Annotated in this window: 33 protein-coding genes, 2 tRNA genes and 1 rRNA gene; 6 read left to right on the top strand and 30 right to left on the bottom strand. The window is 38.3% G+C overall.

What is annotated here, in order from left to right; translation table 11 throughout:
• Position 1: 1 nt before the first annotated feature.
• The 17 genes from AC6CHS_RS15375 to AC6CHS_RS15295 all read right to left on the bottom strand — a co-directional run bounded on the left by AC6CHS_RS15375 (position 2) and on the right by AC6CHS_RS15295 (position 8,522).
• Complete coding sequence (locus AC6CHS_RS15375; RefSeq protein WP_498237418.1) at positions 2-475, bottom strand: hypothetical protein; 474 nt, start codon at positions 473-475, stop codon at positions 2-4.
• Entirely contained in the window at positions 462-692 is a 231-nt protein-coding gene (locus AC6CHS_RS15370; RefSeq protein ID WP_498237416.1) for a hypothetical protein, read from the bottom strand. Before AC6CHS_RS15370 ends, AC6CHS_RS15375 begins: the two co-directional genes overlap by 14 nt.
• Before the next feature lie 229 nt (positions 693-921).
• Positions 922-1,701, bottom strand: a complete 780-nt coding sequence (locus tag AC6CHS_RS15365; RefSeq protein WP_498237414.1) for a hypothetical protein — start codon at positions 1,699-1,701, stop codon at positions 922-924.
• A 34-nt stretch (positions 1,702-1,735) separates the two neighbouring features.
• On the bottom strand, positions 1,736-2,053 hold the full coding sequence (locus AC6CHS_RS15360) for a hypothetical protein (RefSeq protein WP_498237412.1): 318 nt from the start codon (positions 2,051-2,053) through the stop codon (positions 1,736-1,738).
• Between the two features lie 148 nt (positions 2,054-2,201).
• Positions 2,202-2,753: a tyrosine-type recombinase/integrase gene (locus tag AC6CHS_RS15355; protein WP_498237410.1), complete on the bottom strand. Its 552-nt coding sequence runs from the start codon at positions 2,751-2,753 to the stop codon at positions 2,202-2,204.
• Positions 2,750-3,199 (bottom strand): ArpU family phage packaging/lysis transcriptional regulator, encoded by a 450-nt coding sequence (locus tag AC6CHS_RS15350; protein WP_498237408.1) that lies wholly within the window; start codon positions 3,197-3,199, stop codon positions 2,750-2,752. Before AC6CHS_RS15350 ends, AC6CHS_RS15355 begins: the two co-directional genes overlap by 4 nt.
• Before the next feature lie 90 nt (positions 3,200-3,289).
• Positions 3,290-3,472, bottom strand: coding sequence for a DUF3954 domain-containing protein (locus tag AC6CHS_RS15345; protein WP_498237406.1), 183 nt, complete (start codon positions 3,470-3,472; stop codon positions 3,290-3,292).
• A gap of 169 nt (positions 3,473-3,641) precedes the next feature.
• The gene (locus AC6CHS_RS15340) at positions 3,642-3,875 is read right to left on the bottom strand and encodes a hypothetical protein (RefSeq protein ID WP_498237405.1); all 234 of its coding nucleotides are present in this window, start codon (positions 3,873-3,875) and stop codon (positions 3,642-3,644) included.
• A gap of 13 nt (positions 3,876-3,888) precedes the next feature.
• Positions 3,889-4,155: a hypothetical protein gene (locus AC6CHS_RS15335; protein WP_498237404.1), complete on the bottom strand. Its 267-nt coding sequence runs from the start codon at positions 4,153-4,155 to the stop codon at positions 3,889-3,891.
• 177 nt (positions 4,156-4,332) lie between these two features.
• Complete coding sequence (locus tag AC6CHS_RS15330; protein ID WP_498237402.1) at positions 4,333-4,662, bottom strand: hypothetical protein; 330 nt, start codon at positions 4,660-4,662, stop codon at positions 4,333-4,335.
• 28 nt (positions 4,663-4,690) lie between these two features.
• Entirely contained in the window at positions 4,691-5,503 is an 813-nt protein-coding gene (locus tag AC6CHS_RS15325) for an ATP-binding protein (RefSeq protein ID WP_498237400.1), read from the bottom strand.
• A 12-nt stretch (positions 5,504-5,515) separates the two neighbouring features.
• Complete coding sequence (locus AC6CHS_RS15320; protein ID WP_498237399.1) at positions 5,516-6,403, bottom strand: DnaD domain-containing protein; 888 nt, start codon at positions 6,401-6,403, stop codon at positions 5,516-5,518.
• Positions 6,396-6,566 (bottom strand): hypothetical protein, encoded by a 171-nt coding sequence (locus AC6CHS_RS15315; protein ID WP_498237397.1) that lies wholly within the window; start codon positions 6,564-6,566, stop codon positions 6,396-6,398. The genes AC6CHS_RS15320 and AC6CHS_RS15315 overlap by 8 nt, the downstream gene beginning before the upstream one ends.
• 365 nt (positions 6,567-6,931) lie before the next feature.
• Positions 6,932-7,216 carry a helix-turn-helix domain-containing protein gene (locus tag AC6CHS_RS15310; protein WP_498237396.1) on the bottom strand — a complete coding sequence of 95 codons (285 nt, stop codon included), beginning with the start codon at positions 7,214-7,216 and terminating at the stop codon, positions 6,932-6,934.
• 107 nt (positions 7,217-7,323) lie between these two features.
• On the bottom strand, positions 7,324-7,629 hold the full coding sequence (locus AC6CHS_RS15305; RefSeq protein ID WP_498237395.1) for a hypothetical protein: 306 nt from the start codon (positions 7,627-7,629) through the stop codon (positions 7,324-7,326).
• Positions 7,629-8,288, bottom strand: a complete 660-nt coding sequence (locus tag AC6CHS_RS15300; protein WP_498237393.1) for an ORF6N domain-containing protein — start codon at positions 8,286-8,288, stop codon at positions 7,629-7,631. The genes AC6CHS_RS15305 and AC6CHS_RS15300 overlap by 1 nt, the downstream gene beginning before the upstream one ends.
• Positions 8,289-8,522 (bottom strand): helix-turn-helix transcriptional regulator, encoded by a 234-nt coding sequence (locus AC6CHS_RS15295; RefSeq protein ID WP_498237391.1) that lies wholly within the window; start codon positions 8,520-8,522, stop codon positions 8,289-8,291.
• A gap of 163 nt (positions 8,523-8,685) precedes the next feature.
• Between AC6CHS_RS15295 and AC6CHS_RS15290 the strand changes: the two genes are divergently transcribed.
• The 3 genes from AC6CHS_RS15290 (at position 8,686) to AC6CHS_RS15280 (ending at position 10,773) form a co-directional block, all read left to right on the top strand.
• Positions 8,686-9,030 carry a helix-turn-helix domain-containing protein gene (locus tag AC6CHS_RS15290; RefSeq protein WP_498237389.1) on the top strand — a complete coding sequence of 115 codons (345 nt, stop codon included), beginning with the start codon at positions 8,686-8,688 and terminating at the stop codon, positions 9,028-9,030.
• Positions 9,031-9,101: 71 nt separating this feature from the next.
• Positions 9,102-9,590 (top strand): ImmA/IrrE family metallo-endopeptidase, encoded by a 489-nt coding sequence (locus tag AC6CHS_RS15285; RefSeq protein ID WP_498237387.1) that lies wholly within the window; start codon positions 9,102-9,104, stop codon positions 9,588-9,590.
• Positions 9,568-10,773 (top strand): site-specific integrase, encoded by a 1,206-nt coding sequence (locus tag AC6CHS_RS15280; protein ID WP_498237385.1) that lies wholly within the window; start codon positions 9,568-9,570, stop codon positions 10,771-10,773. The genes AC6CHS_RS15285 and AC6CHS_RS15280 overlap by 23 nt, the downstream gene beginning before the upstream one ends.
• Before the next feature lie 71 nt (positions 10,774-10,844).
• On the opposite strand, the gene groL is transcribed toward AC6CHS_RS15280, so the two are convergent.
• Together groL and groES are read right to left on the bottom strand one after the other, a co-directional pair.
• The gene (groL, locus tag AC6CHS_RS15275) at positions 10,845-12,485 is read right to left on the bottom strand and encodes a chaperonin GroEL (RefSeq protein ID WP_119578637.1); all 1,641 of its coding nucleotides are present in this window, start codon (positions 12,483-12,485) and stop codon (positions 10,845-10,847) included.
• A 72-nt stretch (positions 12,486-12,557) separates the two neighbouring features.
• Positions 12,558-12,842, bottom strand: coding sequence for a co-chaperone GroES (gene groES / locus AC6CHS_RS15270; RefSeq protein WP_498237383.1), 285 nt, complete (start codon positions 12,840-12,842; stop codon positions 12,558-12,560).
• Positions 12,843-13,259: 417 nt separating this feature from the next.
• On the opposite strand from groES, the gene AC6CHS_RS15265 reads away from it, so the two are divergent.
• Both AC6CHS_RS15265 and AC6CHS_RS15260 read left to right on the top strand, forming a co-directional pair.
• Complete coding sequence (locus tag AC6CHS_RS15265) at positions 13,260-13,973, top strand: CPBP family intramembrane glutamic endopeptidase (protein WP_058950899.1); 714 nt, start codon at positions 13,260-13,262, stop codon at positions 13,971-13,973.
• 30 nt (positions 13,974-14,003) lie between these two features.
• Positions 14,004-14,204, top strand: coding sequence for a YdiK family protein (locus tag AC6CHS_RS15260; RefSeq protein ID WP_036577186.1), 201 nt, complete (start codon positions 14,004-14,006; stop codon positions 14,202-14,204).
• Between the two features lie 35 nt (positions 14,205-14,239).
• On the opposite strand, the gene AC6CHS_RS15255 is transcribed toward AC6CHS_RS15260, so the two are convergent.
• Positions 14,240-15,235, bottom strand: a complete 996-nt coding sequence (locus AC6CHS_RS15255) for a hypothetical protein (protein ID WP_498237380.1) — start codon at positions 15,233-15,235, stop codon at positions 14,240-14,242.
• Between the two features lie 333 nt (positions 15,236-15,568).
• A complete protein-coding gene (locus AC6CHS_RS15250; RefSeq protein WP_036577183.1) occupies positions 15,569-16,225 on the bottom strand; it encodes a redox-sensing transcriptional repressor Rex in 657 nt (218 codons plus the stop codon).
• 255 nt (positions 16,226-16,480) lie between these two features.
• Between AC6CHS_RS15250 and AC6CHS_RS15245 the strand changes: the two genes are divergently transcribed.
• A complete protein-coding gene (locus AC6CHS_RS15245; RefSeq protein ID WP_498237378.1) occupies positions 16,481-18,406 on the top strand; it encodes an ABC-F family ATP-binding cassette domain-containing protein in 1,926 nt (641 codons plus the stop codon).
• Between the two features lie 45 nt (positions 18,407-18,451).
• On the opposite strand, the gene AC6CHS_RS15240 is transcribed toward AC6CHS_RS15245, so the two are convergent.
• The 9 genes from AC6CHS_RS15240 to rrf all read right to left on the bottom strand — a co-directional run bounded on the left by AC6CHS_RS15240 (position 18,452) and on the right by rrf (position 24,043).
• Positions 18,452-19,624, bottom strand: coding sequence for an FtsW/RodA/SpoVE family cell cycle protein (locus AC6CHS_RS15240; RefSeq protein ID WP_498237377.1), 1,173 nt, complete (start codon positions 19,622-19,624; stop codon positions 18,452-18,454).
• 234 nt (positions 19,625-19,858) lie between these two features.
• On the bottom strand, positions 19,859-20,869 hold the full coding sequence (gene tsaD / locus AC6CHS_RS15235) for a tRNA (adenosine(37)-N6)-threonylcarbamoyltransferase complex transferase subunit TsaD (protein ID WP_498237375.1): 1,011 nt from the start codon (positions 20,867-20,869) through the stop codon (positions 19,859-19,861).
• Positions 20,866-21,318 carry a ribosomal protein S18-alanine N-acetyltransferase gene (rimI, locus tag AC6CHS_RS15230; RefSeq protein ID WP_036577179.1) on the bottom strand — a complete coding sequence of 151 codons (453 nt, stop codon included), beginning with the start codon at positions 21,316-21,318 and terminating at the stop codon, positions 20,866-20,868. Before rimI ends, tsaD begins: the two co-directional genes overlap by 4 nt.
• On the bottom strand, positions 21,308-22,015 hold the full coding sequence (tsaB, locus tag AC6CHS_RS15225) for a tRNA (adenosine(37)-N6)-threonylcarbamoyltransferase complex dimerization subunit type 1 TsaB (protein WP_498237373.1): 708 nt from the start codon (positions 22,013-22,015) through the stop codon (positions 21,308-21,310). Before tsaB ends, rimI begins: the two co-directional genes overlap by 11 nt.
• Positions 22,016-22,064: 49 nt before the next feature.
• Complete coding sequence (tsaE, locus tag AC6CHS_RS15220) at positions 22,065-22,514, bottom strand: tRNA (adenosine(37)-N6)-threonylcarbamoyltransferase complex ATPase subunit type 1 TsaE (RefSeq protein WP_498237371.1); 450 nt, start codon at positions 22,512-22,514, stop codon at positions 22,065-22,067.
• An 8-nt stretch (positions 22,515-22,522) separates the two neighbouring features.
• Entirely contained in the window at positions 22,523-23,488 is a 966-nt protein-coding gene (gene thiL, locus AC6CHS_RS15215; RefSeq protein ID WP_498237370.1) for a thiamine-phosphate kinase, read from the bottom strand.
• A gap of 187 nt (positions 23,489-23,675) precedes the next feature.
• A tRNA-Asp gene (locus AC6CHS_RS15210) sits at positions 23,676-23,752 on the bottom strand.
• A 36-nt stretch (positions 23,753-23,788) separates the two neighbouring features.
• Positions 23,789-23,865: transfer RNA gene (locus AC6CHS_RS15205), tRNA-Met, on the bottom strand.
• Positions 23,866-23,927: 62 nt separating this feature from the next.
• Positions 23,928-24,043, bottom strand: a 5S ribosomal RNA gene (gene rrf / locus AC6CHS_RS15200).
• Between the last annotated feature and the right edge of the window lie 65 nt (positions 24,044-24,108).

Below are 24,108 nucleotides of genomic sequence, written 5' to 3'. Positions count from 1 at the left end.
GTTAAAACATCCTAAACTCAGACTCTTTTTTACGTAGTTCTACTTCTTCACGCTTTAAATCCATTGCTTGAGGATTATCTGCCCATAGTCCCTTGCTCTTATTCTTAAGAAAGAAAGCAATTGCCCCAGTCTCAGCTGGCTTATATTTCCTGATTGTCACAGTCTCCAAATGCTCTTCCTCTCGAATCTCTCCATCGGCTGTTTTAACCTTTGTTTTCACCTTCTGAGCAACTTCTTCAAAATAGTGATATCCAGTAGCATTGTTAAAAAGGGAATTTTCTACCTCTGAAATTTGGTTTTCTCTGCCCTTTTTTAATAGCTCCCTTAGTTCGGGATGGCTTTTCTTGTATTTTTCCCACGTTGTCTTACCTATAGAGAGGTTTTTGCAGATCTGATATTCAGCAAGACCAGCTTTTAACCACTTCTCTATATCATCAAATTTCTTCTTAACTTCCGGCCATTTACTCCTCGCCATCGTCAATCAACTCACTTGAATGTGGTATTAGCACGATCTTCATGCCCGCTTTTTCTTGCTCTTCCTTAACTAGATCAGAAAGCAATTGAAACTCTCTTTCTTTTAATGGCTTTCTAGCACGGAGAACCAATGTTTCTTCGGTTCTCTTTACTTCTTCTGTTTGCTGTTCTGTGTTTGATTGTTCCTCTGTCTTTGTTTCCTTCTTTTTAGCTGGCATTATTTTCACCCCTTTCAAATAGGATTTATAGGTAGTTTAATTATTAACAAAAAATAAAAAGGCACCCACCTGATGCAGTGAATGCCTTTTTCACATATAACGCTTTGCAGCAAAGGAACCTGTAGCCGTCAAGTCAGGTCCTTATTTGTATTGCACATTACCATCATAACTGATTTAAACAGGAATAACCTGCCATCTTTCTGCCTTTTATCTGCCATTTGTCTGCCACTTACTTTAATATTTCTTCTGAATATGAATTCTCAATAGATTTAAATTCCCTTTCAATCACTTCTGCTTCTTCTAATAAATCCTCTAGTTCGTCCTCTGGATTCCAATTGTCATCATCTAACTCATCCTGTTGAGATAATTTGAAATCACTATTATTAAATTTCTCTTCTATTCCTTCTACAGATTCTTTTAAATATCCAAATTCATGTTTTTCTAGTATGTTTTTTAAACTTTCTTCTCCAGTCTCATATGCAACATAACTTAAACTTCTTATATCTCTATTTAACTTTTCCAGTAATTTATTCAATGACTTCTTTGTTTGCTTGAGTTTTGTTTTTCTTTCCCGCATTCTAAATTCAGCAATTCTCTTTTCCATATCCTTAAGTTTTTGATCAAATTCTCCAGTTGTATAAATCTTGTCTATTTTCTCCTGGTGTTTCTTGAGTTTATTAACGAAATAACCAATAGCTATTCCTACTACAGTTACATATAAAGTAATAACGATAATAAATATGTTTAAGAAATTATAAAATCCATTACTGTTATTTTCTTGAGATTCTAATAACATTTCAAAGAGTTCTTCCTTTGACAGCTCAGTATTATTATTCTCATTAAACTGCGTACTCTCTTCTTCTATTTGGTTTAATATCTTTTCTAATTCATTTATTTTATTTTGGTTTTCAATTGATAAACTAGAATTATCCTCAGCCGACACAATCATCGATATCGGACTAATAAAAATCAAGAAACCAAAGAAAATCTTATAAGTAATATTTTTCATAACTCCTCCTTAATAAGTACCCATATCTTATGTTCTAGTTAATTCTTTTTCTATTTCTACTAAGTGCTTTTTTCACTATTACATGTAATCCATCACGATCCTCAACTTCCCCTTTAAGCAATTCTGTCACATCATTACTCTCTAATTTAACTTGGCGAATCTTTCCAGCGACTGGTTTTCCACCCTTTCTATAACCCTTGTGGTTTAATTCCTTAGCCACTTTGTTAACACTCTCTAGTTCTGCGTAAAGTTTAATAGCTTCTTGTTTAACATTCTGAGGTTGATACTTTTCATATGCAGCAACATATTTCTTTAACTCTTCAATCAAGTCTTTTGCCTTCTCTACTTTCACACCAAATTCTCCCTTTGTTAGTTTAACATAATATTGGGTTTGTCAAACTCACACAGCGTCCTTAAAGCCAATTATATTAGTTAATTTAGCCGTTAGGATAAAATGAGTTTGACACCTCTTTTTTAAGTACAATTAATAGGTAAAAAAGCTACCTGGCATTGCGATAAGCGTTTTTTAAGAGTAAATCTACGCCATCTTGTTCAATGCCAATATACCGTAAGGTTTCTTCTGGGTAGCTATGGTTAAATAACTTCTGTAGCGCAGCTACATCCTTTGTATCTTTATAAGCCCAATAACCGAAGGTCTTACGTAAGGAATGTGTTCCAATGGATTCTAACCCTACTTCTTCTGCAATGTCCTTTAGAACGCCATACGCCCTTGCTCTGGTGATTGATTTATTTGTGCCTTCTCTACTTCGAATCAGGAATTCATGTGGCTCCTTATCATGTATATAATCCCTCAATGCTTTCTTTAAATCAGCATTGAGGTAAATGCGCCGGAACTTAGATGTCTTCTTTTCCCTCAACGTGATATAGTCCTTCTTCACATTCTCTACCCGGATTCGTAATATGTCGGATATCCTTAGAGCTGTATATAAGCCGATCATAACTAAAATATAATCCCGGTCACTTTTCTGTTTCAGCCTTCTCTTAAGTTCCTCTAGCTTTTCATAATCTCTTATAGGTTGGACGATATTCAACTCGCTTCACCTCCTTCTTCATAAACCTCAATACGTAAGATAAAGGCCAGCTTATAAAAGGCTCTTGCCTTAAGGCGATAATACTTACGCTCGCTATAACCAAGCTCGTTATATACCTCATAGTCAAAGACTTCCTCATCTTTTAGATACCGATTGATAATAATAGAACGCTCTTGGAAGGCAAGACGATTAACAGCCTTTTGAATCTTGCTGATATAGACTTTTCTTTTATTCTCTTGATCTATCTTTCTAATGGCAGCATCTTCTGTCGATGAATGAAATTGATTGCTAGGGCCAGATGGTACCAACTTAAATGTAGCAGTAACTTTTGGCTCATTGTCTTCTGGATCCATAAGCAAATAAATTTTGTAATCCTCTAAAGCTTTTTCTACAACATTCCTCGTTTCCTCACGATTAATCTTTGGCAAATTAAATGCTAACTGCATTTTGACCCCTCCCTCAATATAAAAAAAAGACACCAAACAAGCTTAGTGCTTGAATGATGTCCTCCGTTCGTCGGTCGTGACATTGTTTATTTATTTTCGTAGGCTAATTATTTCAGATGGTATTGCGTTAATGATTTTGTTGTCCTTCCAAACTATTTTGGTTTCCCCAAACCCTGATTCTGGGCTTTTGATCTTTAACCAGTTTCCACTGGCCATTACGTACACACCATCTTTATATGAACTTATTTCTATATGTTTCTTGTTGTCCGGCATTATCCGTTCCCCCTATGATTTCTTTAGTTCTTTAGAGAAGCATTGTTGGCATAGGCTACTGCTTTTATTTCTAGTTACATCCCCACATTCAATACATTTACTCATCCCTTCACACCTCTCTTGATTAGACAGTTTTAATTTCCATACCTACTTTTTCTTTTTCTATCTCCTAAGTACTCATCAATCTACGTTTTATACAATTGTTTAAATACTCATAACATCGTCTACTGTCACTAAAACAATCATGTGTATCTTCTGTGGAAATTTCATAAAGTCCCGAATGATTATGCGATACTTTCATGTCTTCCATCACAACCGACTTTCCACGTTTTAACTGTTCTAGCTTTTGCACGAGTGGATCGCTTTGTATGCCAATGTGATCATAGATATTTAATTGATTCATAGTCCCACCATCCTTAAGAGATTCGGTAAGCGAATGGCCACATAACATTTCCGTTCCTTGCTTGATGGAATAAAGCTATAAATACAAAGTCAGGATCCATCCTGAAGGTTGCAGCTATGTCTACAATTTTGTGACCTTGGTTGTAAAAACCTGTGATCTCTTCCAAGACTTCATTGGTGATAAATTCTTCCATATCGCCCAATAACCTAACTAATCCTTCACCGACTTCTCTGTCCTTTGACCTTTCTAATGGCTTCCCTTCACCAATTAGTGTTATCATGCGCTGATCCTCCTCTTCTCCTCCATTTCCCTAAGCTTTCCTTCCAAGATTCTGACAGCTTCATCAATGACTTCATTTCCATCACGTCTGCAAGCTCTATTTGGACAAGGATCAAACGATAATCCCCAACTATGCTCCGTGTTTAAACCGCCTGTACCTTTGCATGTTTTACACACGTTAAACACCTTCCTTGTATAGCGTTTCTAATTCGGAGTGATGCGCTTCCCTAAAACATGGACGGCATAAATTATTCTTTTTCATTGATTTTGGCCAAGGAAAAATCGATCCCCTTTTTGCAAGATCCCTAGTTTTGTTTCCGCAGTTTTCACATTTCTCATACACAATTTCGGAAGATGAGAAAATTGGATCAAATTCAACTTCTACCTCGAATTCCCTCTCGCAATTTTCACATTCGTTATCAAATCTATTGTCACTTGGTAAATCAACTAATCCGTCAGTCATATCATTTACATGTCCGCAATATGGGCATTCTACTGTATCGATCATCCTAACCCCTCCTAAAATCTTTTAACGATTACCTTCTATCGCGACCTTCTACTTTGATTCTTTTTGCTCCAGCTTGCATTCTCGAGACGATTCTCCCGCCTTGGATATGCCCATACTTTTTCTCGAAATCTACTGGTGCATAATTTGTGGTGTAAATCGTTGGTATGTTTTCTCTCAGATCTGTGACTTTAAGTATTTTCTCAGATGCCCAGCTTTCAAATTCTCCTTTTTGATTGTTGTACTCGGCTCCTATTTCATCGAAAACCAGTAGATCAATCTCCTCGATCATTTCGAAAATGGTCTTTTCTGATAGGTCGATGTCTTTTTCATATGTGCTTTTTATTAACTTCAGAAAGTCATCTGCAGCAATGAACATGGTGCTATATCCTCGTCTTCTTAATTCCGCAGCCACTGCATAAGCTAAATGACTCTTACCTACTCCCATTTGACCAGCTAAGATCAATGAGTTATGTTCCGTCTTACCAAAGTTGATTATAAAATCCTTTATAGTGGATTTCATATCCTTTTCAGACTCTGTTTCAGGCTTATACTCTGCAACTGTTTTTCCTATTAGCTTTTTTGGAACCTTCTCGTATTTAACCGAAAAACCTTGTGCTTTGGCTTTCGATAAGCCATCTAATCCGGGAAACCTATTTCGTGTTTTGTTAGTCTCGCAGGTTAAGCAAAGCGACTCTTCATGAACATTGCCTTCTCTGTCGGTACGCTCCATGATAGGAACATTAGAGCCACATACTTCACAAACTCTTTCACCAGTCTTCTTGATCCGACCAATTCCAGTATCTTGCATAACTTTTCCTAATCCTTCTTGGACACCTTGCATCACGTTACCTCCCTACCACGAGTTTCCATAACGGCTTTCTTGCCTGGTATTCTTTTTTGAGTCTCTCAGATCCACTTCCTCAGGAGTTAGCAACGACTCGTTTTGCCAATTTCGTAATATGCCCTCAACGTAATTCAATCTTCTAGCGTTATTAGAGCAAGCTATATTCATTGCTTTTAGAATCATTTGTTTAGGAACAGAGAATGGAGAATCATCTAACCACGACAACAACTGTTTTTTACCTTGGATATTATTTAATCCAAAACCGTTCTCGTCCCAAAATTGAACAATCTCCGATACGGCTTCTTTTTCTTGTTGTTGTTCTTCTTCTTTTTCTTCTTCTTTTTCTTCTTCTTTTTCTTTTTCTTGTCCACTTATCGTAGGCGTATCGTGGTACGTATCGTGTAAACCCTTGTCGTTATTGGGTTTCTCCGTTTTTATCAAATCGTTATACGAATCGTGTTGCGTATCGTTACCCGTATCGTAGTACGTCTCGTAAATATTTTTTATGTCTTTCTTCTCAATTCGTTCTCCTACGAACTGGATAAGCGACTTATCTTTCACCGTTTTTAGTTCAGAAGTGACACAATCTAGAACTGGCTTTCCTCCACGATTGAAGTTGTATTTCCCCCAGTTCTTGATAGCAATTTCCCTTGTTTCAGGGCTGTAACGGACTAATTTATGTTGGTTTACGAAACGATCTAGCAAAGAATTAATACTTTCAATGGAGTAGCCAATATCAAAAGCTATTTGCTTCTTGGTGATTTGATATATCCCTACCTGAGTAGTGTTTGAATTAGTTAAAAGGTAGAGAAAGAAAAACTTATCTTCTGGTGTCATTTCCTCCACCACTTTTGGGTCGTTCCAGAACTCTGTATGAATCATGCGAAATTTAGCCATTTTGTTCCTCCTTTGACAAACGCTCGCATACTGCCAAGCGATTATCTATCTTGATCAAGTGATAGTGAGGGTATCGCTTTAAATACGTCTCAGTAAGCTCCCTTTCTTTCCCTAGCTGGGCAAATACCCAATCGGTCAACAATACCTTATAAGGCACAAACATCTATCCCTCACCACCCTTGTCTTAAAAAGCTGCATAGCGTATAATGGGCTTAAGTTAATCAAACGAAATCGTTTAAATGTCCTCGGCAAAGGGCATTTTTTTCATGTCTACATTTTTGCAAACCCAAAGTTTTATAGATGCTTTCACTTCAATTCCTCCTAACTATTGATCATGCTTACATACAAGAAAATAACTACTAAGATCGCCGTAATGTTATAAAACCAATCCTGTTTATTCTTCAAGACTTGTACCTCCCTCCTAGAAATAGTTATAGCAATGTGAAACTACAAATCCGATTGTTACTAGAAGCATTAAGAACCCTAATGGTTGATCACTTGTTTCTTCTTTTTTGTTTGGTTCGTTATTCAAATTAACCCTCCTAGTATTAATAAGATCGTTCCAGCTGTTGACGTTAGATCAGATAACATTTGCAATGCTCCTGGTATGTCTGTGCCACACACTAACGCAATCAGCATGTCCTGCGAATCAGTCTTTCGCGCCCATAACACAGCGTCTTCAAATGCTAACTTCAACTTGCCACTTTCAACCCTTGAAATGTTACTACGTGATATATACAATTCATCGGACAACTCTTGTTGAGTCATTCCGCGTCGTTCGCGCATCATTCGAAATTTCATTCCAGTCTCCATTGTTCTCACCTCCCCTCACGTGCCATATCTGCACATGTGCAAGGGGTGCACCCAAAACTTTGGTGGAAAGGTCTATACTTGTAATTACCGACCCCTCACTCGGTAAATTAAATTGCTTTCCGATGGTGGAAGTTAACTCTTTCAATGTTTTCGTTGGCCCATTCCAATACTTGATCCCTTGGGTAACGGGCAGTGACAACTTTGGATTTCGGGAAACCTTCCATGCGAATGATTTTTTCAACGGTTGCAAGTTCAACTTGGAATATTGCTGCTACATCTGTTTTCCTCAACATTTGTGGCAGTGATAGTTTTTCTTTTGCATCTGCCATACCTTGATCGTAGGCAGTCTGGAATAATTGCTTTAAATTTTCCTCTAGTAGCTTGGCTTCAAGCGAATCTAATGATATTTGCATCAGGACACCTTCCTTGGGATCCAGTTATCGATGTAGCGTAAAGCAGTTTGTAAATCCTTCTGTTTTACATCCTTGTAACTAGCAACTGCGAAGCGATCTTTGATTTCACGATGAAGTTCACGAAAGAGAAAACTTCTTGTGTCTGGATCAGTAGATAATTTGTAAACTCGGCTTGCAATACCTTTTTGAAAGCGACGTTGTTCACCATGATTTAGCGTGATCTGTTCTTCAATCTTGTTTTCTATCATGCTTAACCTCATTTCTACCTTTTTTTCAGCGCTTGATAATGCTTGTTTCATAGATTCAAGCTCATTACTATAATCGAATAATTCGCGTGTTTGGTAGTAATCATCAACCAACATTTCATATGCTTCCCATGCAGCCTTTGTATTTAATGACTTGGCATGTAGCCAGGCTCCTTTTTCTGTCCAAAGGTACAGAACTGATGCATATTTAAGGCTGTCGTCATTTTGACGTGACCCTTTAAATGCTTTTAAATCATCACCAGTTAGGGAATAATAATGCTTGCCATGTACATATCTTTCCGATTTACGTTGGAAGTTTCGGTTAATGATCTTGGTTGAGGTTTGGAAAGAATCTGCTATTTGGAGTGTAGTTAAAACACGTTGTCCATTGTTTTCAATCGGTTTTAAGTGCATTTACACAGCCCCCTGTTCTTTTGTATGAGTATCTTGTACACTTTGACCAAATAAAAACTCAACATCTTTGTTTAAGATTCTTGAGATTTCTATGGCTGTACTTAATGTTGGAGTTGAATGGCCATTCTCCCAATTTGCGACTGATTGTTTACCTTTAAATCCTAGTAGTTTAGCCAGTTCAGTTTGATTGAGTCTTTTCTTTTTGCGTGATTCAATCAGCCTATGGTTTTTCATTTCTTTCACCTCCCAAAGTATGAATAACTTGTACGTTGATTTCATTATAAGTACAAATAATTTGTATGTCAATAATTTTGTACAATTTTTTCATACTTTTGTTTATTCATGCATATCTTTACAGTACAATATACTTGTACAGAGTAAGAATGGGGGAAAAACAGTGTTTTCTCAGAGATTAAAATACTTACGAAAACAAAGAAAGCTATCTCAAGAGGAACTTGGGAAAAAGATTAATTCCACCAAGAGCACTATAAGCAACTATGAAAATGAGTATAGTTCTCCATCAAATGAGGTATTAAAGGATTTAGCGAATGTGCTAGACACCACCACAGACTATTTACTAGGTAGAACTAATAATATTGGTGCTAATGATGAAGACTTCCGAGAATTCATAGATGACCCTGATTTACAACGTTGGTACAAGGAACTTCCAAGAACAAGTGAAGAAGATCTTCGCCGATTACGTAGGGTGTGGGAAGCATTCAAGGAAGAAGACAATAAATAAAGGGTGTACAATTTGTACGCCTTCTCTTATACATTAAAAGGGAACGTATATTCTATTTAAGGGGAGATATTATGTTCTTTTACACAAAAACAGAAGATTACGTAAAGAAGTTTCTAAAAAGATTATTTATTGTTGATCCGACTGGACTCTCAATCCAAAGGATATCAGCCTCCATGAATCTGACTGTGAAGTATTGGGAGTTTTCCAGTGAAACAGTTATAAGGAGAAACCAATGCATCGTATTTCTCAATGAGGAGCAATCTGAGCAAACACAATGGCAGGAGTTCACGCATGAGCTCTGTCATATCCTTTGGCATGTAGGAAGGCAAGAGCACCTTCCAAAGTCCTTTGTTGAACTCCAAGAATGGCAAGCTGAATATTTTAGCTATCATCTATGCGTTCCGACATTCATGCTGCATAACCTCCCAAAATTATCTGTACAAGCAATCATGCACACGTTCAACGTTGAAAGGGGGTTTGCCGAAAAAAGACTGGAAATGTATAAAAGCAAATTTATTTATGAGGAGAGGGGAAAATATGGCAAGCTTTCAGAAGTATAAAACAAAAAACGGTGAGAAATGGCTGTTTAAAATATATACGGATAAAATTGACCCTGTTACTGGTAGAAAAAAATCTACTACTAGAAGAGGCTTTAATAGCAAAAGGGAAGCTGAAACAGCTGCAAGATATCTAGAAAACGATATAGATTTAGGTCTAGATCTAAGTAATAAATCTGTGACTTTTAGCGAGTTTTCCAAGCGTTGGCTTGAATTGTATAAGGAAGAAAATGGAGTGAAACCGGGTACTATTCGTGTAAGAAAACATGAATTAAATAATCTATATAAGTTTTTTGAGAATGTAATGATTAGTGATATTACTTGGCAAACATATCAGAAGGCTCTCCTTGACTTAAATTTAAAGTTTTCCATTAATACGTTAAGTGGAATACACGGAACCGCCAGAATGATATTTAAAAAGGCTCTTCAACTTGAAGTGGTTAGAAAGGATCCCACGGAATTTGCTTATATCCCTAAAAAAGTCCAAAGTGTTGAGGACTTAGAAAATGAGACCAGCTTACCTAAATACATGGAAAAAGAACAATTAGGACATTTTCTGCAGGTATGCCACAAATATGGATTGCCAGGCGATTTTGAGATTTTCTTGACGTTGGCTTACACAGGGATTAGAGTTGGAGAACTTTGTGCCTTGAAGGAAACTGACTTGCTTAGAGGAACAGAGGACATGTTGAATATAAGTAAAACGTATTATAATCCCAAAAACATTACTACTGGTTATCAATTAGTAACGCCAAAAACCAAAAGTTCTAGAAGGAAAATTAATATAGACCTAATTGTAGTAAAATCTTTAGAAAATGTAATAGAAAGGAATCATCAGGTTAAAAGAGAATTTGGTAATGAATACCATGACGAAGGATTTATTTTCACAAATGACCTTCTCTACCCTGGATATCCAATATATATTAAGAAAATACAATATCGAATGAGAAGATTATTAAAGTTAGCTAAGTTGAATGAAAGTCTGACTCCCCATTCTTTGAGACATACTCATACTTCCCTTCAAGCTGAGGCAGGAGTGAGCATTGAAAGAATTATGGAAAGACTAGGACATTCAAGTGATGAAATAACGAAACAAGTGTACTTACACACAACTGATGCTGTACGAAAAAGAGACTCTGAAATGTTTGGAAACCTCATGAAAAATGTCCTCAATTTTGATCTATAAGGTCAAAAAAAGGTCACGAGATGAACTCATGACCTTTAAATGCTTGTATATCAAGGGGTTTATGATGTTTTCTACATCATGCCGCCCATTCCACCCATGCCGCCCATGTCAGGCATTCCGCCGCCGGCAGCGCCGCCGCCTTCTTCTGGTTTGTCAGCGACTACAGCTTCGGTAGTTAGGAACATTGCTGCTACAGATGCTGCGTTTTGTAGTGCAGAACGAGTTACTTTAGTAGGATCTACGATACCTTCCTCTACCATGTTTACCCATTCGCCAGTTGCTGCATTGTAACCAACGCCAACTTTTTCGCCTTTAAGACGTTCTACGATGATAGAACCTTCTAGTCCAGCGTTATGAGCGATTTGACGAACTGGCTCTTCCATAGCACGACGTACAATGTTAGCACCAGTAGCTTCGTCTCCTTCAAGACTTAATTCACTTACTTTGTTGTAGATATTTACTAGTGCAGTACCACCACCGGCAACAATACCTTCTTCAACTGCTGCACGTGTAGAGTTTAATGCATCTTCAATGCGTAGTTTACGCTCTTTTAATTCTGTTTCAGTTGCAGCACCAACTTTGATTACTGCTACACCGCCTGCTAATTTAGCAAGACGCTCTTGTAATTTTTCTTTATCGAACTCAGAAGTAGACTCTTCAGCTTGTGCACGGATTTGTGCTACGCGGGAAGAGATTGCTTCAGGGTTACCTGAACCTTCTACCACTGTAGTGTTTTCTTTTGTTACAACAACTTTAGAAGCGCGACCTAATTGCTCAATTGTAGCACTCTTAAGGTCTAGGCCTAGATCTTCTGTGATCACTTCTGCGCCAGTAAGTGTTGCGATGTCTTCAAGCATTGCTTTACGACGGTCACCGAATCCTGGAGCTTTTACCGCTACAGCATTGAATGTTCCACGTAGTTTGTTTACTACTAATGTAGCAAGTGCTTCGCCTTCAACATCTTCAGCAATCAATAGAAGTGGCTTACCTTGTTGAACAACTTGCTCAAGTACTGGTAATACTTCTTGGATGTTGCCGATTTTCTTATCTGTGATTAAGATATATGGATCTTCAAGAACTGCTTCCATTTTATCTTGGTCTGTAACCATGTATGGAGAAGCATATCCGCGATCAAATTGCATGCCTTCTACTACTTCAAGCTCTGTGTTGAATCCTTTAGATTCTTCAATTGTGATAACACCATCGTTACCAACGCGTTCCATAGCTTCTGCAATTAGGTTTCCTACTTCTTCGTTTCCAGAAGAAATAGCAGCAACCTGTGCAATGGATTCTTTGCTTTCGATTGGATTAGAGATAGCTTTTAGTTCGTTAACAGCTACTTCTACTGCTTTTTCAATACCGCGACGAACGCCTACTGGGTTAGCACCAGATGCTACGTTTTTAAGTCCTTCACGAATCATTGCTTGTGCAAGAACTGTTGCAGTTGTCGTACCGTCACCAGCAACGTCATTTGTTTTAGAAGCTACTTCAGATACAAGCTGTGCACCCATGTTTTCGAAGTGATCTTCTAATTCAATTTCTTTTGCAATCGTTACACCATCATTTGTGATGAGTGGAGAACCAAATTTTTTATCTAGAACGACGTTACGCCCTTTTGGTCCTAAAGTAACTTTTACAGCATCTGCTAATGTATCAACACCACGAAGCATTGCACGACGTGCGTCTTCACTAAATTTAATTTCTTTAGCCATTGATAAAGCCCTCCTTGATTATTATCTATTTTCAATACATATGAATTATGTGAATGTACTTATTCGGCCAGACTAGCTAACTACAGCTAAAATGTCGTTTTCGCGAAGAATTAAGTATTCTGTGCCTTCATATTTAACTTCTGTACCGGCAAATTTTGAGAAAATAATGCGATCGCCTTCTGCTACTTCTAGCGCGACTTTTTCTCCATTTTCTGTTATGCGACCAGAACCTACAGCAACAACCTTACCTTCTTGTGGTTTTTCTTTTGCAGAATCTGGAAGTACGATACCGCTTGCAGTTTTTTCTTCCTGTTCAACAAGCTCGATGACAACACGATCTCCTAGTGGTTTAATCATGTAGAAAGCCTCCTTAATTCTAGATATATTTTTAGTTATTAGCACTCTGCATAACCGAGTGCTAATTCCAATTAATATGATAAATAAATTGTTAAAAAAATGCAAGCATTGCACTCACGAATTTAAGATTTTTTGTTTATGTCAGGAAAAGTGCTTCTGTTATAACCTCGTACTAATTTATGATAGAATACTTAATGAATGCAAATAATATTCTACTAGTCCATTAAATACGCACATATAATAAAGTGAAACTTCCATCAGTAGGGGTTTTCGTTCTTCTCCCACTGATTGTTAGTTGAACGAATCGGGGTGTTAGCGTCCGTTTAATCTCACTTCATGTTTTGAAGTGGGAGTCTTACGGACGGTAGCACCGGGATAAAAATAACACTACATGTTCGCTAAAGGAGTCGTTGTATTTTGCCAAAACGTTATTGGTGGGTCATTATCTCTTACATCATTATGCAGTTCTCCGGGATTCTGATGGCCCCACTTTTGCTTGTTACATTTGAAATTACCAGGTATCAGGCAGTCACTTATTGGGCAATTATTAGCTTTATACTAGGTTTAATTGTTGTACTGCTACTTTTAAGAAAAGACATGCAAATGACACGAAGTCACGAGGCGTCTCGTGTTGGAGTTGCGGTGGCCTGGTCCATAATTGGTGTGTTTATGGCCTACTTTTCCCAAGGAATTGCAGCAATGCTGGAAATGCAAATCTTTGGAATCGACCCAGGATCCGAAAACACGCAAAATATTATGAATATCGCTCGGGCTACTCCTTTATTTCTCCTAGTCCCAGCAATTATCGCACCAGTACTCGAAGAAATAATCTTTCGAAAGATTATTTTTGGACAACTTTACATGAGAACAAACTTTTTTATCGCAGCATTAATTTCCGCCTTTATTTTCGGTATCATCCACGGAGAACCACAGCATATTCTGGTATACGGTTCGATGGGTCTTGTGTTTGCCTTTCTTTATGTAAAGACGAAGCGCATATTAGTTCCTATCTTTGTACATGCAGCAATGAACACAATTGTTGTCCTGCTGCAATATAATCTGACACCAGAAGATATTGAGAGAATGCAAAAGCAATTACAGGACTTGCAAGCAATTATCTTTGGATTCTAGGTGAATGATTACCACGTTGGAGGTTTACCCATGAAAATTTCACCAAAAACAATGGCCGCCATTTACTTTGTAATGGGAGTGTTTTTCATCTACATTGCCATTCTTAGCGCACAGGACACGATCTGGAATATCACCACAATGGTTCTGGCGCTGTTTGCCACCCTTGAATTTGGTGTAAGTATACGATTAATCAGTTTACATTTTCGTATTAAAAAGAATAAAAAGGAGTAGCATGTAGAATGCTGCTCCTTTTGTATGGTTGCGATTTATTTTACGTTCTTTAGTTTATCTAACCAATCCTCTTTATTCTCAATCATTTTTTCCATCGTCGTGTAACGAACGACATAAAGGTGGCCATCTTTGCTAAAGGCACGCGCTACTTCTTCCTGATCATAGTGTGTGCTATCGTCCGTTACACTAAACTCGTAGATAACCTCCTGATCCGTTTCATCCAGCCGCTTAAATTCCAGTTCTCCATCTATCATACTCGTTAAATTCGTTTCCATCGCTTCAACAAATGTGGTAATACCGCCATTCGACGCTGCATCTGCGAAAACGTGAACAGTTAATAGCTCTGTATAATTCTGAAACGTTTCATCATTAATTAGAAATTCTGCAATCCCTTCTCCTTGGGCTTCATTATAATTACCAAGCACCCATTTATCGCTATCAAAAGGCATTTCCAATGAGGTGATCAAATCAGCATACTGCCCTTCCATCGCAACATCTTCAGCTGCTCCTTCTTCTATCTCTTCTCCGTTTTCATCGAGTGGAATGGTTTCTTTTACTTCTGAGCCATATATCTTCCATACCCCGTCTTCAGGTTTCAATGTATGAACACCCTTCGTAAGGTTATTCTGGTATTCTGGTCCATCTACTTTCATGGAAGTCTGTATATAAGCTACTCGTGCTTCTTCTTCCGATTTCTCTTCAACAGCTAGATCAGACAACTTCATATCCAATGTATAAGCAGATACTTGGTCTAATAAGTCTTTAGTACTGTTATAGGCAGGTGATTCGCTATGTATGGTTTCCATATGTGCATCTATGTCTTGATCCATCATAGACTGAATATTCACCTCTAGTACCTCAAACAACTCTTCATCGCCTGGAACAGCCTCTTCCTCTGGCTCTTCCTCCGCTTCTGTTTCTTCTTCTTTTTCTTTCTCATCACTTGGTTCTTCACTGCTCGTTGACTCAGAGCACGCACTAAGGAATAAAGCGATAATAAGTACTGTTATGAGAACTACAAATTTTTTCATATTTACCTTACCTCCTAAAGTTAAGTTATCCTGCAACAGCAAACCAGTCATAATCATACCTCATTACTAAGTGAATAGACAGATGTCTTATTCCCTGTATAGTTTTCAGATAAAAGAGGTATTTTTGAATATTCATCAAATGTCGTTTGTTTAGTACAAGGTATGGGAGTGATGAAGTGTTTGGTTGATTGCAACGCTTCTATGATCGATTGGATCGCTCTTCCGGTTGATTGGAATAGCCTCGATCTTCTCTTTTTCTATTCATCTGCCAAACTCCTTTTAATCAAACAAAATAAAAGCCCTTCAAATTTGAAGGGCTTTGTCAACATGACTTTATTCTTCTATTTCTTCTATCTCTTCTGATACAAGTGGATAATGTTTTAGGAAATACACTAATGCTTGCAGTTCTACTGCGAGATCAATGTGGTGCACACGAATGTGGCTAGGTACCGATATTCTTGCTGGGGTGAAGTTGAGTATACCCGTGATGCCATGCTCAACAAGTCTATCTGTTATCCCGTCTGCTTCACTCGCTGGAATGGTCAAAATGGCGACCTTAATCCCATTAAGCTTTTCTTCCATATCCTTAATGTGATAAATAGGAACCCCACCAATGGTAGAGCCGACTTTGTTTTCATCTGCGTCGAATGCCATTTGGATCTTTATGTTATTGTTTTTCATAAAGTTATAATGCAAGAATGCGGTACCAAGATTACCGACACCAATTAAGGCAACATCGGTTAACTCGTCTTGGTCCAGGGTTTTCCTGAAGAAACCGAGCAAATATTCAACATTGTATCCATACCCCTTCTTACCGAGCGCGCCAAAGTAGGAGAAGTCTCTGCGTATCGTGGCGGAATCTACTTTTACTGCTTCGCTTAATTCCTTGGAAGAGACACGTTTTTTACCTTGGTGATTTAAGTTATTAAGAAAGCGGTAATATAATGGCAATCGTTTAGCAGTCGCTTGTGGTATTTTATTTTGATCCATCGTTATTCCTTCTTTCGGTACAATAATTATGTATTAAAATTATCATTCACAGAGCAGCGCGTTGCCCTCTCTGCTGAAAATGCTATGTAATCTGGTAAAACTGGTCTATTTTTCATTTCTCTCTCCCTCTATTTTAGCAGAAACTTAATAATAAGTCGTGATTCTTTTCACAATTCATTATGAAATTTTTGACAGCATCTTGTATTTTACTGATGTGTCTAGGTAAGGTAAACTAAGAGAGATGAGGTGACAGGTATGATACTTATGCAGGTTAATGGAATTTCAAAGGCTTTCGGAGCGGATGAAATACTATCAAATATAAAATTAGAAGTAAAAGAGAACGACAGAATCGCGCTAGTAGGCAGAAATGGTGCTGGTAAATCCACGCTTTTAAAGATCATGGCCGGAGAATTGACATATGATAGCGGGGAACTTTTCAAACCAAAGGATTTGACCATAGGTTATCTTTCGCAGCATACTGCTCTCGACTCCAACCTAACTATATGGGATGAGATGCTAGGTGTGTTTTCTGGACTAGTAAGCAAGGAAGAAGAAATTCGCAAGCTTGAAAACCAAATGGCGGATACAGCAAGTTTATCTGAAACCGCTTATCAGAAATTACTACATGATTATGATCAATTACAACAGGTATATCAACAAAGTGGTGGATATACCTATGAAGCGGATATTAAAGCAGTTCTGACAGGGCTACATTTTCAAGATTATGATTATAGCACACCAATTACAGAGCTGAGTGGTGGCCAAAAAACACGCCTTGCCTTAGGCAAGCTATTGCTCACCAAACCACAACTACTTATTCTAGATGAGCCGACAAACCATTTAGATATTGATACACTTGGTTGGCTTGAAAACTATTTAGTCAGCTACCCAGGAGCAGTTGTAATTGTCTCCCATGATAGATACTTCTTGGACAAAACAGTATCGATTGTTTACGAAATCTCTCGACACAGAACAAAGAAGTACCATGGAAGCTATAGTAAATTCCTTGATCAAAAGGCCTTGGATTATGAGAAGGATTTAAAGGAATTTGAGAAACAACAGTCGGAAATTAAAAAGCTTGAAGACTTCGTGCAGCGAAATATTGTACGAGCTTCTACCACGAAACGAGCACAAAGCAGAAGAAAGCAACTGGAGAAAATAGAAAGATTGGACAGGCCTCAAGGCGATGAGTCCTCCGCTTCTTTTTCTTTCCAGATTAACCGACGCAGTGGGAATGATGTATTAAAAATAGATCAGCTTGCTTTTGGTTATGGTGATGCAACCGAAAACATCTTTGAAGACGTTAAACTTCATGTGAATAGAGGCGAAAGAATTGCCTTGGTAGGACCAAACGGGGTCGGTAAAACGACGTTACTAAAGGCCATCATGGGTAAACTCCCACCTAACAGTGGCAACATTCATATCGGAACAAATGTGCAAATTGGTTATTATGATCAGGAACAGGCCAATCTTACTTCTTCCAAGACTGTATTATTAGAATTGTGGGATGAATATCCGACCGAAAATGAAAAGGATATCCGCACGATTCTTGGAAATTTCCTTTTTTCTGGGGATGATGTGTTGAAGCCTGTAAGTGCTCTTAGTGGTGGAGAAAAGGCACGCCTTGCCCTAGCTAAGCTAATGATGCAGAAAGCTAATTTGCTCATCCTAGATGAACCGACAAACCATCTCGATATAGACAGTAAAGAGGTACTTGAGGCAGCTCTTCTCGATTTTCCTGGCACCATTGTATTTGTTTCGCATGACCGTTATTTTATAAATAAAATTACGGATCAGGTAGCCGAAATGCAGCGGGATGGCATCACCATATATTTGGGCGATTATGATTATTATATTGAGAAAAAAGAAGAAGAAGCAGAACTCAAAAGATTACAACAAACAGAAGAAGTAGTTCAAAAAGCCGACCAGCGTAAACGTGACTTCAAAATGGAGAAACAGCTTCAAAGTCAGCGACGAAAGAAAGAACGACGGATTCAAGAATTAGAAACGATTATTGAGCAATATGAATTAGAGATTGAAAAGCTAGAAGAAAAAATGACAGAGCCTGAAGTATATCAAGATCATGAGAAGGCACTTGCTCTAACAGAAGAAACAAGCAATCTAAAACAAAAAGTAGAAGGTTTTATGGAAGAATGGACAGCCTTACAAGAAGAAGCGTAATAGCTAAACATAACAAAACCCGCATGCAATCATGCGGGTTTTGTTTTATTTGAAAAGATAATCATTTTGTATAGAATGCTCTACAGCCACTCTGTACACAAGCCCTAATCCGATCATTGTGGATAACACAGAACTACCACCATAACTTATCAACAGGAGCGGGATCCCTGTGATAGGCATTATCCCCAAATTCATTCCAACATTTTGGAAGACGTGGACAAGTAGAATGCTCATAAATCCAAAACAAACATATGAACCAAAAGGAGAATGTTTAAACATACTTAACCCAAGCGTAACTAGTTTATATAGCAACATAAAGTAAAGAAAAATGACCAATGCACTACCAATAAACCCAAAGCTTTCTCCTATGACGGAAAAGATGAAATCCGTTTGAGCTTCTGGTGTGGCAACCTGCAAACTACCAATTCCTTTACCAAATAACTGTCCAGAACCAAGTGCCATATGAGCCCGGTCAAAGTTGAAGGTCGCATCTGGTGATTGCTGATCTGGATTAAACCACGTCATAATTCGGTCAATCTGATATGCATTACTACTTCCGACTATTTCCTTTGCTATATCCGGGAATCTTACGATAAATCCAAGCACAACCCCAATTAAAGAAGATATCCCCAAAATAAGAGAACCGATAATTTTCCAGCTAATACCTGACAAAATGATCAACATTCCACAGACAAATAAATATACCATTGCTGTTCCAAAGTCAGGTTGCAACATAATCAGCATGACTGGAAGTGCTGTTAAACCAAGAATTTTAAACAACAATAAGAAATCACTTTTGAGATTGCTAACAACAAACTTTTCTTTATGCTTACTAATCACTGCGGCTGTGTATAACACTGTTGTCATTTTAGCAAATTCCCCTGGTTGTAAGGATAAGCCAGGCAAGGTAAACCAACTTTTTGCCCCATTTACGGGTTTGGCAATACTTTCAGGACTAACAAGGAGGATCGCAAGTACTAAAAGGCCAGTTAGGTATATGAAAATACTTGCCTTATACAATTGATCCAGATCAAAATACTGTATTGCTGCAATAATACAAATACCAATCGTGAACCAGACTATCTGTTTCAATACAAAGTTTTCATCGTATTGCTCCAATTGCTGTGCATTGTATACTGCAAGCAGACTCACCGAAACAAATAAGATAAACAATGTAATAAGGTCATTCTGTATATAAAAGGATTGTTTTTTGGACATCTTCCATTCACCAAATTTCCATTTTGCTTAATCAAACGATTGATTTAAATCTTTTTAACATATCCACAGGTTCTATTTCTTCTTAAATGCGAAAACAAAGGTTGTCAACACAGTTATGCACATTATCCACAAACACATTATAAGTTATCCACTATTTTTATCCCCAGATAACACCTTTGTAAACCGTTTTCTTCATAGGTTACCCACAGTCTTGTGCATAACTGTGGATACTTTTTATTCTAATATAAGAGATGGGTTAGCATTTAAATCCCAAGAAGCCCTTTTCCCTTGTTCATAAGCGATCGTGCCTGCTGCCGCAATCATGGCTGCATTATCGGTACAAAGCTTTAAAGGAGGAATTAGGAGCGGGACTTCCGTATCCGCAAAGGTAGCTTTCAACGCATTACGTAAACCACTATTCGCTGCCACACCACCTGCTACGATTACTTGTTTTACTTTATATTCTTTTGCAGCACGCAATGTCTTGGAAACAAGTACGTCTACTACACTTGATTGAAAGCTAGCAGCAATATCTTGACTCTTTAATTCCTCTCCACGCTGGCTTGCATTGTGAATCGTGTTAATCACTGATGACTTCAAGCCACTGAAGCTAAAGTCATAGCTACCTTCTTCAAGCCAAGCTCGAGGGAAATTAATGTTTGCTTCTCCTTCTGTTGCTAGTCGGTCTATTTGTGGTCCGCCAGGGTACGGTAAACTTAACATTCTAGCAACCTTATCATAGGCTTCACCTGCCGCATCGTCCCTCGTTTCACCGACTACTTCATAGCTACCATGTTCTCTCATCAGTACTAGCTCCGTGTGCCCCCCTGACACGATAAGAGCTAATAGCGGAAATTGAAATTCCGTCTCCAGACGATTTGCATAAATATGACCAGCAATATGGTGAACACCGACGAGTGGCTTTTGTTTTGCAAAAGCTAAAGCCTTTGCCGTGTTTACTCCAATCAGTAAGGCACCAACAAGGCCCGGGCCTTCTGTCACGGCAATTGCATCTATTTCATCCCATGTGAGCTCCGCTTGTGCAAAGGCCTCTTCAAGCACGAGTGTCATTTGTTCTACATGGTGTCTTGAAGCGATTTCTGGAACCACCCCGCCAAAGCGCTTATGGCTTTCAATTTGTGATGCTACCACATTGGAGACAATCGTCGTTCCATTTTTCACGATAGCAACTGCTGTTTCATCACAGCTGGTTTCTATTCCTAATATAATCGTATCATTTTTCATAATATATTCACCCACATAACGATGGCATCTTCCTGATTGTCTGTATAATAATTTTTTCTTATTCCACCAGGTACCAACCCAAATTTGCGATATAATTTTTGTGCGGGAATATTCGATTCACGTACTTCAAGCGAAAGACGTGTCGCCCCTATTAGCTTAACTTGTAAAAGCATATATTGAAATAGCTTTTCTCCAAGTTTGTTACCTCTTAATTCCGGCATGATCGCAATATTCGTTACTTGAGCATCCTCCAAGACAACCCAAGTACCCACATACCCGACAATCCTTCCATTCCATTCTATCACATAATAATAAGCATATTGATTATCAACAATTTCCTGGTAAAAGATATCTGTTGTCCATGGCGTGGTAAAAGATACTCTTTCAACTTCCATGACTTGATCGACGTCAGCTATCTCCATTTTCCGAATCGTTATCTCACTCATTATTCTGCTGTTCCTTCTGTTGCTTTAACCACTTTGCCTCCGCTTCAGCAAGACGAAGATAATTTGGAGTCAGTGCATGAGTAGGCTCTGCCTGTTTCCTTGTTCCAGCTAACACTAAATGGCTGGCGTCTGCTACATGGTAGACTAACTCTGGTATCACAGCCTGCTTCCCAAGCTGTGTGTTGATTGCATCCATGTAAATATCGATATCCGGACTTAAAAATAATACGGGTTTATCTTCTTGAGCAAGATTTTCAAGCAAATCCGCCATTAAAAGATTTTCTTCCTTATATACTACTTCAGGCTGTCCATTTTTCCATTCATAGACTGCTGAATAGACTAACCCACGGCGCGCATCAAAGAAGGGACAGATATAACCATTAAAGAATCTTCCTTGATATGCCAAGACTTCCAAGCTAGAAACACCTATTACTGGGATTTCTAATGCCCAAGCCATAGATTTCGCTGTTGCGAGTCCAATGCGTACACCAGTATACGAACCAGGCCCCTTAGCCACAACGATTTGATCAAGCTCATCAGGCGTTATGGAGACATCCCTCATAAGCTGATCTATAGCAGGCATTAAGCGCACGGAATGATTCTTGGCTAAATTCGTTTTCATTTCTCCAATAGGTTTATTATCCTTTACGATGGCGATCCCCAACACTTGATTAGAAGTATCAATTGCAAGTATATTCATTCACGTTACTCCTCATGTTTTCAGTACTCGAAGGTTCTTTAGATGCTATTTACAGTTCTCGTAATATCCCTTCGAAGTGCGTACCATATGCTTTAAATTGTATCGTTCTACTTTCCTTACCTGCATATTGAATTTCAACTTCCAATCTCTCTTCAGGTAAGAATTCATTGATAAATTGCGCCCATTCTACCACACAGATCCCATCACCGTTAAAATATTCATCAAACCCAATATCTTCTTCCGAGTTTTCCAGTCGATATACGTCCATATGATATAGGGGAAGTTCACCCTGATATTCTTTGATAATAGTGAATGTTGGGCTACTTACATGGCGCTTAACACCAAGACCATTTGCTAGGCCTTTCGTAAACGTCGTTTTTCCAGCACCTAATTCGCCTTCTAATGTAACCACATCTCCTGGTTTTAATAGTACGGCTAATTGTGCTGCAACCTGTCTTGTTTCTACTTCTGTATGAACCTTTACTTGGTGTGTATCCATTGATTCACCTACTTTAGATGTGTATAACCGTTTTTATCTAAACGCGTTTTTTTATTATCTTTTATTACGTAAACAGAAGGCTCTTTTTCCGCTTCTGTTACAAAACCAATTTTAGTTATCTGGGTACCTGTATCATTCGCCATTCTTACAAGAGCATCCCAGTTTTCTTCAGCTACTGTTCCTAAAAGCTCAAAATCTTCCCCACCAAAGTACTTCCATTCTTGCTGAAAGGATGGCGGAAACTGTTGGAAGTCGTCGCTTACAGGAATGTTCTCATCATATAACGTAATCGTAACACCGGAGGCTTCGGCAATTTCATTTGCCTCATTTCCAATGCCGTCACTTACATCATTTAACGTGATTCGGTCAATGCCTGCCAGAGAAACAGCAAAAGTGGACCGGGGAGATGGCATTTGATGCCTTTTTACAAAGTAAGATGAATTGATATATGAACTGGTTTTATCCGTTAAAATATGCAATCCAGCTCGTGCATCTCCTAGTGTTCCTGTTACAAAAACATGGTCTCCTGGTTGAGCTGTGTGACGAAATCGAGCCATGCCCTTCTCTACTAAGCCAATAACTGTAATAGAAATAGACAGCTCTGAACCAGATACTGTATCCCCACCAATAAGGTCCATATGATCATACCTTGCTAATTCTTTCATTCCGGAAAAGATTTCTTCTACTTCTTTTAAAGTCCATGTTTTAGGAATTACTACAGAAACAAGATAAAATGCTGGTATTGCTCCCATTGCAGCTAAATCACTAATGTTTGCAGCTAGGGCTCTATAACCTGTTTGAAATGGAGACATAGTCTCTCTACTGAAGTGTATTCCTTCTACAAAAATATCGACTGCCGTTACGATATCCTTTTCACTTCTAAATACAGCAGCATCGTCGCCAATCCCTTTTACTAAAGATGGCTGTTTATAACTAATCTGTTTAATTGAATTTATAAAAGAGAATTCATCCAACTTTTATCACCATTTCCCAACTAATATACAATCCTAATGATAGCAAAAAAAGAGGGAATTGAAAAAGAATAGTTGGTATTTTTATTAGAGTCTCTATCTAGCGTTAACAATATATTTATTTATTATTAAAACATTAAAAAACACATGATGCTCTTAATGAGTTCATGTGTACGAAGTTTTATAAGTATGGCGGTCCGGACGGGACTCGAACCCGCGACCTCCTGCGTGACAGGCAGGCATTCTAACCAACTGAACTACCGGACCAAAATGTTTATATTTGTTTCACTTTAATAATAAATTTGGTTGCGGGGGCAGGATTTGAACCTACGACCTTTGGGTTATGAGCCCAACGAGCTACCAGACTGCTCCACCCCGCGATGTGAGTAAAATATTCAATTTTAATGGTTACCTCTATTGAATAGTAGAAATATATCTTAAGGCCTGGCGGCGTCCTACTCTTGCAGGGGCAAAGCCCCAACTACCATCGGCGCTGGAGAACTTAACTTCTGTGTTCGGCATGAGAACAGGTGTGACCTCTCCGCTATTACTACCAGACCTTCTTAAAAACAAGGACAAGATATATTATACGCATTTTTTATAGAAAATGCAAGGGGGTTTTT

The organism is Oceanobacillus sp. GQ8, assembly GCF_059758495.1.
Note: the sequence above shows the minus strand (reverse complement) of the source record. Positions and strands in the feature narration are given on the sequence as shown.

Excerpts from the sequence above, each read along its gene's own strand:
- AC6CHS_RS15375 (WP_498237418.1), bottom strand. The coding sequence starts at position 475 with ATGGCGAGGAGTAAATGGCCGGAAGTTAAGAAGAAATTTGATGATATA.
- AC6CHS_RS15370 (WP_498237416.1), bottom strand. The coding sequence starts at position 692 with ATGCCAGCTAAAAAGAAGGAAACAAAGACAGAGGAACAATCAAACACA.
- AC6CHS_RS15365 (WP_498237414.1), bottom strand. The coding sequence starts at position 1,701 with ATGAAAAATATTACTTATAAGATTTTCTTTGGTTTCTTGATTTTTATT.
- AC6CHS_RS15350 (WP_498237408.1), bottom strand. The coding sequence starts at position 3,199 with ATGCAGTTAGCATTTAATTTGCCAAAGATTAATCGTGAGGAAACGAGG.
- AC6CHS_RS15345 (WP_498237406.1), bottom strand. The coding sequence starts at position 3,472 with ATGCCGGACAACAAGAAACATATAGAAATAAGTTCATATAAAGATGGT.
- AC6CHS_RS15340 (WP_498237405.1), bottom strand. The coding sequence starts at position 3,875 with ATGAATCAATTAAATATCTATGATCACATTGGCATACAAAGCGATCCA.
- AC6CHS_RS15335 (WP_498237404.1), bottom strand. The coding sequence starts at position 4,155 with ATGATAACACTAATTGGTGAAGGGAAGCCATTAGAAAGGTCAAAGGAC.
- AC6CHS_RS15330 (WP_498237402.1), bottom strand. The coding sequence starts at position 4,662 with ATGATCGATACAGTAGAATGCCCATATTGCGGACATGTAAATGATATG.
- AC6CHS_RS15325 (WP_498237400.1), bottom strand. The coding sequence starts at position 5,503 with ATGCAAGGTGTCCAAGAAGGATTAGGAAAAGTTATGCAAGATACTGGA.
- AC6CHS_RS15320 (WP_498237399.1), bottom strand. The coding sequence starts at position 6,403 with ATGGCTAAATTTCGCATGATTCATACAGAGTTCTGGAACGACCCAAAA.
- AC6CHS_RS15315 (WP_498237397.1), bottom strand. The coding sequence starts at position 6,566 with ATGTTTGTGCCTTATAAGGTATTGTTGACCGATTGGGTATTTGCCCAG.
- AC6CHS_RS15310 (WP_498237396.1), bottom strand. The coding sequence starts at position 7,216 with ATGGAGACTGGAATGAAATTTCGAATGATGCGCGAACGACGCGGAATG.
- AC6CHS_RS15305 (WP_498237395.1), bottom strand. The coding sequence starts at position 7,629 with ATGCAAATATCATTAGATTCGCTTGAAGCCAAGCTACTAGAGGAAAAT.
- AC6CHS_RS15300 (WP_498237393.1), bottom strand. The coding sequence starts at position 8,288 with ATGCACTTAAAACCGATTGAAAACAATGGACAACGTGTTTTAACTACA.
- AC6CHS_RS15295 (WP_498237391.1), bottom strand. The coding sequence starts at position 8,522 with ATGAAAAACCATAGGCTGATTGAATCACGCAAAAAGAAAAGACTCAAT.
- AC6CHS_RS15285 (WP_498237387.1), top strand. The coding sequence starts at position 9,102 with ATGTTCTTTTACACAAAAACAGAAGATTACGTAAAGAAGTTTCTAAAA.
- AC6CHS_RS15280 (WP_498237385.1), top strand. The coding sequence starts at position 9,568 with ATGGCAAGCTTTCAGAAGTATAAAACAAAAAACGGTGAGAAATGGCTG.
- groL (WP_119578637.1), bottom strand. The coding sequence starts at position 12,485 with ATGGCTAAAGAAATTAAATTTAGTGAAGACGCACGTCGTGCAATGCTT.
- groES (WP_498237383.1), bottom strand. The coding sequence starts at position 12,842 with ATGATTAAACCACTAGGAGATCGTGTTGTCATCGAGCTTGTTGAACAG.
- AC6CHS_RS15260 (WP_036577186.1), top strand. The coding sequence starts at position 14,004 with ATGAAAATTTCACCAAAAACAATGGCCGCCATTTACTTTGTAATGGGA.
- AC6CHS_RS15255 (WP_498237380.1), bottom strand. The coding sequence starts at position 15,235 with ATGAAAAAATTTGTAGTTCTCATAACAGTACTTATTATCGCTTTATTC.
- AC6CHS_RS15250 (WP_036577183.1), bottom strand. The coding sequence starts at position 16,225 with ATGGATCAAAATAAAATACCACAAGCGACTGCTAAACGATTGCCATTA.
- AC6CHS_RS15245 (WP_498237378.1), top strand. The coding sequence starts at position 16,481 with ATGATACTTATGCAGGTTAATGGAATTTCAAAGGCTTTCGGAGCGGAT.
- AC6CHS_RS15240 (WP_498237377.1), bottom strand. The coding sequence starts at position 19,624 with ATGTCCAAAAAACAATCCTTTTATATACAGAATGACCTTATTACATTG.
- tsaD (WP_498237375.1), bottom strand. The coding sequence starts at position 20,869 with ATGAAAAATGATACGATTATATTAGGAATAGAAACCAGCTGTGATGAA.
- tsaB (WP_498237373.1), bottom strand. The coding sequence starts at position 22,015 with ATGAATATACTTGCAATTGATACTTCTAATCAAGTGTTGGGGATCGCC.
- tsaE (WP_498237371.1), bottom strand. The coding sequence starts at position 22,514 with ATGGATACACACCAAGTAAAGGTTCATACAGAAGTAGAAACAAGACAG.